This is a genomic window from Nevskiales bacterium (genome assembly GCA_035574475.1).
Taxonomy (GTDB): Bacteria; Pseudomonadota; Gammaproteobacteria; order Nevskiales; family DATLYR01; genus DATLYR01.
The window spans coordinates 1-4,114 of sequence record DATLYR010000061.1 but is presented as its reverse complement, the minus strand read 5'-3'; the positions used below and the strand labels follow the sequence as shown (position 1 = coordinate 4,114).

4 protein-coding genes are annotated in these 4,114 nt (G+C 65.7%); 2 read left to right on the top strand and 2 right to left on the bottom strand.

The genetic code is table 11. The features are described 5' to 3' along the window. Both VNJ47_03580 and ilvB read right to left on the bottom strand, forming a co-directional pair. Positions 1 to 227: hypothetical protein (locus tag VNJ47_03580; GenBank protein ID HXG27912.1), on the bottom strand; the 227-nt coding region annotated here is incomplete at its 3' end. Continuing rightward, the gene (gene ilvB / locus VNJ47_03575) at positions 227 to 2,065 is read right to left on the bottom strand and encodes a biosynthetic-type acetolactate synthase large subunit (GenBank protein ID HXG27911.1); all 1,839 of its coding nucleotides are present in this window, start codon (positions 2,063 to 2,065) and stop codon (positions 227 to 229) included. The genes VNJ47_03580 and ilvB, both read right to left, overlap by 1 nt. A gap of 215 nt (positions 2,066 to 2,280) precedes the next feature. On the opposite strand from ilvB, the gene ilvN reads away from it, so the two are divergent. Both ilvN and ilvC read left to right on the top strand, forming a co-directional pair. After that, positions 2,281 to 2,781, top strand: a complete 501-nt coding sequence (gene ilvN, locus VNJ47_03570) for an acetolactate synthase small subunit (protein HXG27910.1) — start codon at positions 2,281 to 2,283, stop codon at positions 2,779 to 2,781. Between the two features lie 58 nt (positions 2,782 to 2,839). After that, positions 2,840 to 3,862 carry a ketol-acid reductoisomerase gene (gene ilvC / locus VNJ47_03565; GenBank protein ID HXG27909.1) on the top strand — a complete coding sequence of 341 codons (1,023 nt, stop codon included), beginning with the start codon at positions 2,840 to 2,842 and terminating at the stop codon, positions 3,860 to 3,862. The last annotated feature ends 252 nt before the right edge of the window (positions 3,863 to 4,114 follow it).

The following is a 4,114-nucleotide window of genomic DNA, read 5'->3' as shown; positions in this document are numbered from 1 at the left end:
AGCAGGCGCACTAGCGCGAACAGGCTGACCAGGGTCCACACCGCTTCCAGCAGCAGGAAGCCCCACTGCCGCTCGAGCCAGGCGACGACGGTCAGCACGCCGGCGCCGCCGGCGTTGAGCAGCAGGTAGGGCAGGCCGTGCGCACTCATCACCCGCAGCTGGCTGCCGGCGAAGGCGGCGAGAATGGCCAGCGCGCCGAGCAGGGCGAAGACCTGCACCCAGGCCATCAATACATGTCCGACTTGCCGGGCGCTTCGCGCTTGGCGTCTTCGTAGCGGTTGGGAATGAAGTCGCCGGTGATCATCTGCTCGTAGCTCATGCCCGGGCCCACCATCGGGTACACGCCGGCATCCGGGTCGATGATCACCTCGAGGAAGGCGGGGCCCTTGAACTCGACGAATTCGCGCACCACCCGCGGCACGTCGGCCTTCTGGTCGAGGCGCTTCGCGAAGGGAAAGCCGTCGGCCTCGGCGGCCTTGATGAAGTCCTTCTTGTGCAGCGACTTGTCCGAGGCCGACAGCCGGCCCTGGAAGAACAGCTTCTGCCACTGCTTCACCATGCCGTCGCCGAAGTTGTTCAGCACCACGATCTTCAGCGGCAGGTTGTAGGTGGTCACCGTCTCCAGCTCGCCCAGGTTCATGCGGATGCTGGCGTCGCCGTCGATGTCGATGACCATGCGGTCGGGGCAGGCGAATTGCGCGCCGATCGCCGCCGGCAGGCCGAAGCCCATGGTGCCCATCGAGCCCGAGGTCAGCCACTGGCGCGGGTTGCGGAAGTCGAAGTACTGCGCCGCCCACATCTGGTGCTGGCCCACGCCGGTGCTGACGATGGCCTCGCCGCGGGTCAGCTTGTTGATCTCCTCGATGACGTAGTGCGGCTGGATCAGCGGCGACTCGCGGTCGTAGTTCATCGCGTACACGCGCTTGAGTTCCGCCACGTGCCGGTGCCAGGCCGAGTAATCGGGTCTGAAGCCGCGTTTCTGGCCAAAGGCCCGCAATGTGTCGAGCGCCTCGCCCAGCATGCCCACGTGCGACCACTGCACCGGTTTGACCTTGCCGATCTCGGAGGCGTCGATGTCCAGGTGCGCGATGTACCGGGCGTTCTTGGCGAACTTGGCCGGCACGCCGGCCACGCGGTCGTCGAAGCGCGCGCCCACCGCGATCAGAAAGTCGCAATCGTCCACCGCGTAATTGGCGAAGGCGGCACCGTGCATGCCCAGCATGTGCAGGGACAGCGGCTGCGTGGTGTCGGTCGCGCCGATGCCCATCAGCGTGGTCACCGCCGGGATGCGGAAGGCCTCGGCGAAGGCGCGCAGCTCGGCCACGGCGTTGCCGTTGATCACGCCACCGCCGCAGTAGAGCAGGGGGCGCTGGCTCTCGCCAAGCATGCGGAAGAACACCTCGCAGTCCTGCTCGCGCAGGCGGCTGGCGCGCAGCGCGGCCATGCGCTGGCGGTAGCCGGGGATCGGCAGCAGGCCTGCCCCCTGGAACGGGCCGCTCCAGTTCTGCACGTCCTTGGGGATGTCCACCACCACCGGACCCGGCCGGCCGGTGCGCGCGATCTCGAAGGCGGTGCGCATGGTGGCCTCGAGCTTGCTGGCGTCGGTCACCAGGAACACGTGTTTGGCGGCCGAGCCCATGATGTTGGACACCGGCGCCTCCTGGAAGCCGTCGCTGCCGATGGCGGCGGTCGGCACCTGGCCGCAGATCACCACGATCGGCGTGGAGTCGGCCATGCAGTCGCGCACCGGCGTCACCGTGTTGGTGGCGCCGGGGCCGGAGGTCACCATCGCCACGCCCACCTTGCCGGAGGCGCGCGCATAGCCCGCCGCCATGAAGCCGGCGCCCTGCTCGTTGGCCGGCACGATCAGCGGCATGCGGTTGTCGTTCGCCAGGTTGTAGCGGAACACGGCGTCGTAGGTCGGCAGGATGGCCCCGCCCGAGTAACCGAAGATGACGTCCACGCCCTCGTCGGCCAGGACCTGCACGATGATGTCGGCGCCGGTCATGGTCTGGCCGGCCAGGGGATGGCGGCGGTCCGGTGCGGGGGCGTGATCCTCGGTCATGGCGGCTCTTCAGGCAGGCAGTTGCGAAAAAGGCCGGATAGTCTAGCCCAGACAGCGGCTTAGCGGCAGTTCATGGCCGGCCGCTCGAGCCGGATCACATGGACCCGGGCCGCGTGGTCACGGCGCGCAAAAGCCACTTAATCACTTGATTTTCCGGCGCAAACGCATTAATTTGGCGCGCTTTCAATCCGCCCCCGACCGGCCCGACACCGCCCATGCGGCACATTATTTCCATCCTGCTGCAGAACGAGGCCGGCGCCCTGGCGCGGGTGGCAGGGATGTTCTCGACCCGCGGCTACAACATCGAGTCGCTGACCGTGGCGCCGACCGACGACGAGACCGTGTCGCGGCTGACGATGGTGACGGCCGGCTCGGACGAGGTCATCAACCAGATCAACAAGCAGTCGCAGAAACTGGTGGACGTGGTCGAGATCGCCGACCTGACGCGCGGCGACCACTTCGAGCGCGAGCTGCTGCTGATCAAGCTGGATGTCGAAGCTGCGCTGCAGCCGCGCGCCGAGGAATGCGTGGCCCGCTACAAGGGCCAGGTGCTGGACGACACGCTGGACCATTACACCGTGCAGGTGACCGGCACCAGCCTGGAGATCGACGACTTCATGCAGGAGATCGGCCAGATCGGCCGCATCCTCGAGGTCGTACGCAGCGGCACCACGGCCATCGGCCGCGGCGGCCGGGTGCTGAAACTGAAGACCTGAATGTTTGCGCCGTCATTCCGGCACACCCCGGAAGGACGGAAACCGACCGGAGAGTATCGTGACCCTCAAAGTTTATTACGACAAAGACGCCGACCTTTCCATCATCCGCTCCAAGAAGGTCGCGATCCTCGGCTATGGCTCGCAGGGCCATGCCCATGCGCTGAACCTCAAGGACTCCGGCGTGGACGTGACCGTTGCGCTGCGCAAGGGCTCCAAGTCCTGGGCCAAGGCGGAAGGCGCCGGGTTGAAGGTCAAGGAGGTGGCCGAGGCGGTCAAGGGCGCCGACCTGGTGATGGTACTGGCGCCGGATCAGGACCAGAAGAAGATCTACGACAGCGAGATCGCCCCGAACCTGAAAAAGGGCGGCGTGCTGGCCTTCGCGCACGGCTTCAATATCCACTTCCAGCTGATCGAGCCGCGCCCCGACATGGACGTCATTATGGTGGCGCCGAAGGGACCAGGCCATCTGGTACGCAGCACCTACACCCAAGGCGGTGGCGTGCCGAGCCTGATCTGCGTGCATCAGGACGCCTCGGGCCAGGCCCGCGAGATCGCGCTGTCCTACGCCTCCGCCAACGGCGGCGGCCGCGCCGGCATCATCGAAACCAGCTTCCGCGAGGAGACCGAGACGGACCTGTTCGGCGAGCAGGCGGTGCTCTGCGGTGGTGCCACCGCGCTGGTGCAGGCCGGCTTCGAGACGCTGGTCGAGGCCGGCTACGCGCCGGAGATGGCTTACTTCGAGTGCCTGCACGAGCTCAAGCTCATCGTGGACCTGATGTACGAGGGCGGCATGGCCAACATGCGCTACTCGATCAGCAACACCGCCGAGTACGGTGACTACACCCGGGGTCCACGCATCATCACCGAGCAGACCAAGCAGGAGATGAAGAAGATCCTGCGCGAGATCCAGACCGGCCAGTTCGCGCGCGAGTTCGTACTCGAGAACCAGGCCGGCGCGCCGACGCTCAAGGCCATGCGCCGCATCGGCGCCGAGCACCCGATCGAAAAGGTGGGCGAGAAGCTACGCTCGATGATGCCCTGGATTGCCAAGAACAAGCTGGTGGACAAGAGCAAGAACTAGTGTGGTGGCCCTTAGATATCTTTGTCATTCCGGACAAGCCCGCGAAGCGGGCGCGATCCGGAATCCAGAGCCTTTTCAAGGTCGGCGCCATGCCGCCGACGGATACCGGCTTTCGCCGGAATGACGAAGAGGATTGATCAGAGGTTCCCCAGGAAATTCGACAGGATCAACAGGCGTTACGGGATTGACAGGCAAGAGATTTGCGCTTTTCAAAGAAGCGTTCTTGATCCTGAAAATCCGTTTTTATCCTGT

Bases quoted from the DNA above. Each gene is read 5' to 3' on its own strand.
- ilvB (HXG27911.1), bottom strand. From the start codon at position 2,065: ATGACCGAGGATCACGCCCCCGCACCGGACCGCCGCCATCCCCTGGCC.
- ilvN (HXG27910.1), top strand. From the start codon at position 2,281: ATGCGGCACATTATTTCCATCCTGCTGCAGAACGAGGCCGGCGCCCTG.